At 68.7% G+C, this 3,667-nt stretch carries 5 protein-coding genes; 1 reads left to right on the forward strand and 4 read right to left on the reverse strand.

Annotation, left to right across the window (positions count from 1 at the left end):
- The 4 genes from ORI94_RS34985 to ORI94_RS35000 all read right to left on the reverse strand — a co-directional run.
- Positions 1–114, reverse strand: a 114-nt coding sequence (locus tag ORI94_RS34985; protein ID WP_323056123.1) for an LxmA leader domain family RiPP, incomplete at its 3' end; no start/stop codon positions are given.
- A gap of 102 nt (positions 115–216) precedes the next feature.
- Complete coding sequence (locus ORI94_RS34990) at positions 217–1,242, reverse strand: T3SS effector HopA1 family protein (protein WP_266083119.1); 1,026 nt, start codon at positions 1,240–1,242, stop codon at positions 217–219.
- A complete protein-coding gene (lxmK, locus tag ORI94_RS34995; RefSeq protein WP_266083121.1) occupies positions 1,239–2,414 on the reverse strand; it encodes a class V lanthionine synthetase subunit LxmK in 1,176 nt (391 codons plus the stop codon). The genes ORI94_RS34990 and lxmK overlap by 4 nt, the downstream gene beginning before the upstream one ends.
- A 35-nt stretch (positions 2,415–2,449) precedes the next feature.
- Positions 2,450–2,701, reverse strand: coding sequence for a hypothetical protein (locus ORI94_RS35000; protein WP_266083123.1), 252 nt, complete (start codon positions 2,699–2,701; stop codon positions 2,450–2,452).
- 529 nt (positions 2,702–3,230) lie between these two features.
- Between ORI94_RS35000 and ORI94_RS35005 the strand changes: the two genes are divergently transcribed.
- A partial coding sequence (locus ORI94_RS35005; protein WP_266083125.1) for a transposase family protein occupies positions 3,231–3,667 on the forward strand: 437 nt, incomplete at its 3' end.

Genomic DNA, 3,667 nt, shown 5'->3' on the forward strand with positions numbered 1-3,667 from the left:
GCACACCGGAGTGGTCGCCGGGGCGTCGGCAGCCGCCGAGATGTTCAGCTCGTCGACGTCCGCATAGGCGTCGTAGTTCGAAACGAGCTCCATGATCGCCACAGACTTGTTCATCGGGTTTCTCCTTGCTGTCGTGATGTGTTCGTGAGTGTCGTGATGCGCTCGTCGGTGCCGGAATCCCGGCGTAACGGCCTTTACGGCGCCCGGAATCTCACTTCAGGCGGACACGAGGCCGGCATCCTGCGGGCTTTCCAGCACCGCAGGAAACTCAGGGGAGGCGCTGTTGCGCGCCGGACGGGCGGGGTCGATTCCCGCCTCGGTGAAGCGGGTAACGACGGTTGCTTCCAGGGGCGTTCCGTCGGCCGCGCTGTCGAGCAGGGCCTGAGCCAGAGCGGTGGCCCGGTGTTGGCCGAAGCTGAGACCGGACATCCCGGGCCGGTTGTCCTCGGGTTCCAGGGCCACGGCCACGCCGGGAGTCACCGTGTCGGCGAACACGGAGGTCTCCCGCCCAATTCCGGGCAGGCCCCGCAACGCCTCGGCCAGCCGGGGCACCTGCGGCCACATCTCCTGTCCCAGGTAGATCACCAGGGCGTCCCGCCGGGGATACAGGGCCTTGGCCGAGAGGATCTTCGAGCGGTACGCCACCCCGTGACCCTCCAGGTGGCCGAGCGCCCCCGCCCACACCGGTGCGGCGTCCTCCCAGCGCTCGATGTGGACGTACACGCGCAGCAGTTCACGGTGCGGACTGCGCGGCAGCGAGCCATCCACCACGAAGAACCCGGGTGACAGCGCCGGCCGGCGCGCGGGTACGTCGAGGGTCACCACCTGACCGGCGGCGAGTGGGCCCTCCTCCCGGATGCTCCCGGAGGGCACCCATACCCGCACCCCGTCCCGCTCGACCAAGGCGCGCGGCTCCGTGCCGTCGTCCCCGGCCGCGGGAATGTGCACCCGGGCACGCGCGGTGCTGCGCTCGTGCGGAACCGCCGCGCCAAGGACGCGTTCGAAGGCCGTGTCACGCAGGCGGAACGACAAGGCGCCCTTCTCCACGAACTGCCCGGCGTGCAGGATGTCGTACAAGGCTTCCGCCAGCAGTCGGCGCATCTCCCGCGGGCTGTCCGCCTCGACCGGACGGTCGTCCACCCACGCACGGGAGCGGTCCGGTGCGACTCTCACCCGGTCGAGGGCGTCCCAAAGCCGTGGCGCCAACCCGCTCGGCACGGTGGCCGTCCGTCTCTCGCTCATGCCGCTCTGCCTTCCCAGGCCCGTTCGTCGGTGCCTTGGTTGCTGCCTTCGCTGGTGGCTTCGTCGGGGCGGTCCTCGAATCCGAGCGTGGTCACGAACCTTTCCGGGGTGATGAGCGCCGCCCGGCCGATTCCCGCCGCCGCCCGCTCGATGCCGGAGAGCCTGGACGTCCGGGACGCACCGGCCATCAGCCGGTCGAGCAGATGCCAGCCGGCGTACGCCGTGGCCCGGGTAGCGAGCGAACCGTCCAGGTCAGGACGGACCTGCCGGTAGCCGTGCCAGAAGGCGCGTACCAGTGGTAGGAGTCGTTGCAGCTTCTCCACCCCGCGGCTGAGCACCGCCCCGTGCGTCAGCTCGATGTCCGCGAACACCGAGTCGCCGCGCGTGGTGACGATGTCGAGGATTGAACGGTGCAGCCACTCGCCGGCGAAGGCGCCGACGTCACGGGCCGGGTCCGCCAGCCGGAACTCCTCCCAGTCCGTCACGAGGAAGTCGTCGCCCGTCACCAGGAACTGGTCGACGCGCAGATCGCAGTGGGACGGCACCCGAGGTGCCTCTCGCTCCCGGGACCGCAATTCCCCGATGGCCTCGACCAGTGACGTGTCGGTCTGCATGAGCCGCCAGCCCTGAAGTTCCGCGAAACTCAGTGACTCGAACACCGGCAGCGGAAGCCCTCGGAGAAATCCCGACGGCGGATGGAACGGCAGCGAAACGTCGAATTCGACGGAATCCGGTGCGGGCGCCCCGTGCAGCAGTCCGATCGCCCTGCCGATTTTCTCGGCGAGTTCCGGGCCGAATGTTTCGTCGATCATCAACTCCGCACCGCTGCGCGCGCCCTCGACGTAGTCGTAGGCCACCAGAGCGCCCACCTCGTTGGCGCCGAGGAATGCCGGGCCGCGCAACGCGGCCGTCGGCAGCCCTTCGGCGAAACGCTCGAACGACAGCAGCCGGCGCATACGGGCCCGGACGTCCGGGCCCGTCCCTATCAGGTGTTTGATGAAGACCTTCCGCCCGCTGGTGGTAACGCCGGTCCAGGAGTCGTTCCGGCCGACCGGAGCCGCCAGGGTGTCCCGGATAAAAGGACCTGTCCCCAGTTCCACGAGTAGCGCGTCCACGGACGGGACCTCGTCCAGATCTCGCGGCTTGAACCCCACCGCGTTGTTCTTCTCCACAAGCCCTCACAAGTCCGAAGAGTTGACGGGTCGGCCTACTGCCAGCCGTTGACCGGGCGGGGTGTGTGGACGACGTGCCCCGGAATTTCGGAGACCTCGGCGACAAGATGCTCGACGGAACCGGGAATTTCCCCCCCGGAAAGCGCAGCCGACGGTGCGGCCGGCTCATTATCTGCCGCGAATGCATTTACGGCCAGCATCGACGACCCAGAAATCACCAGTGCCGCGGCAACCGTCGCGCCGACGCGAACAGACTTCGAAACGGCACTGTGAAATTTCCTGCTCATCTTTCCCCCTTGAGTTCCTCTGGTGGAGAACACTCTGGCAGCCACCGTAAACTCACTCCAGAGGAAACGATGTCATGTTGCTGCACGGGCCAGTCAGCTTGATGCAGCGTTGCGGTAGGTGTTGCGCGAGCCTGCGAAACGTTCGCGGAGCAGGTGCTGGGACTGACACGTCGGCATGGCCGTTGGACCCAGCGGCTGCGGTCGGCACCCGGCTTCCTGGGGCTGGCGCTCGCCGGGCGAGCCGGTGGAAGGCTCGCGGAACTGATCGGCATTTCGGTCAGCCGCAGCACCGTGTTGCGGATGGTTCATGCGCTGCCGGAGCTAACCCCGCCGCCTCCGAAGACCAGGGGCATTGCATGAAGCGGATCCGTCCAGTTCATGCGCCTTGTCGGTGACGTCGCGTCATGTTCCGCTCAGGGGTCGGGAAGCAGCGCAGGCACGGCGCCCCGGTAACGCCCAACGGTGATCATGTGGTTGTCGAGACCCATGAGAACCGAACGAGACCGCGCCTGCCCCTGCATCATCTCCCATGCCCGTCGCGCTGGAGCACCTGGCCCACGCTCCTTCTTCCGCACCCCTCACCGACGCAGCCGGTCTGCGTCCCTTCCTGGACGCGGTGCCCGACCCGCGGGACCGCAGGGGCCGCCTGTATCCGCTGTCGGCGCTGCTGGCGGCGGCAGCGGCTGCCGTGCTGGCCGGCGCACGCTCCCTGGCCGCGAGCGGTGAGTGGATCACGGACGCACCACGCTGGGCCGTGGGCACCCTCGGCTTCGCTCCGGATTCTCTGACCGGGCAGGTGGTGGTCCCGCACCCGGCGACAGTGCGCCGACTGCTCGCCCGGCTGGACGGCGACGCGCTGGATGCTGCGATAGGCGCCTTCCTGTCCGCACGGACAGCCCGCACCCGGGAGCCGGACACGCTGCGGCCGATCGCGGTGGACGGCAGGACCGTCCGCGGCTCACGCAC

The sequence above is a fragment of the Streptomyces sp. NEAU-W12 genome, from assembly GCF_026242095.1.
GTDB lineage: Bacteria > Actinomycetota > Actinomycetes > Streptomycetales > Streptomycetaceae > Streptomyces.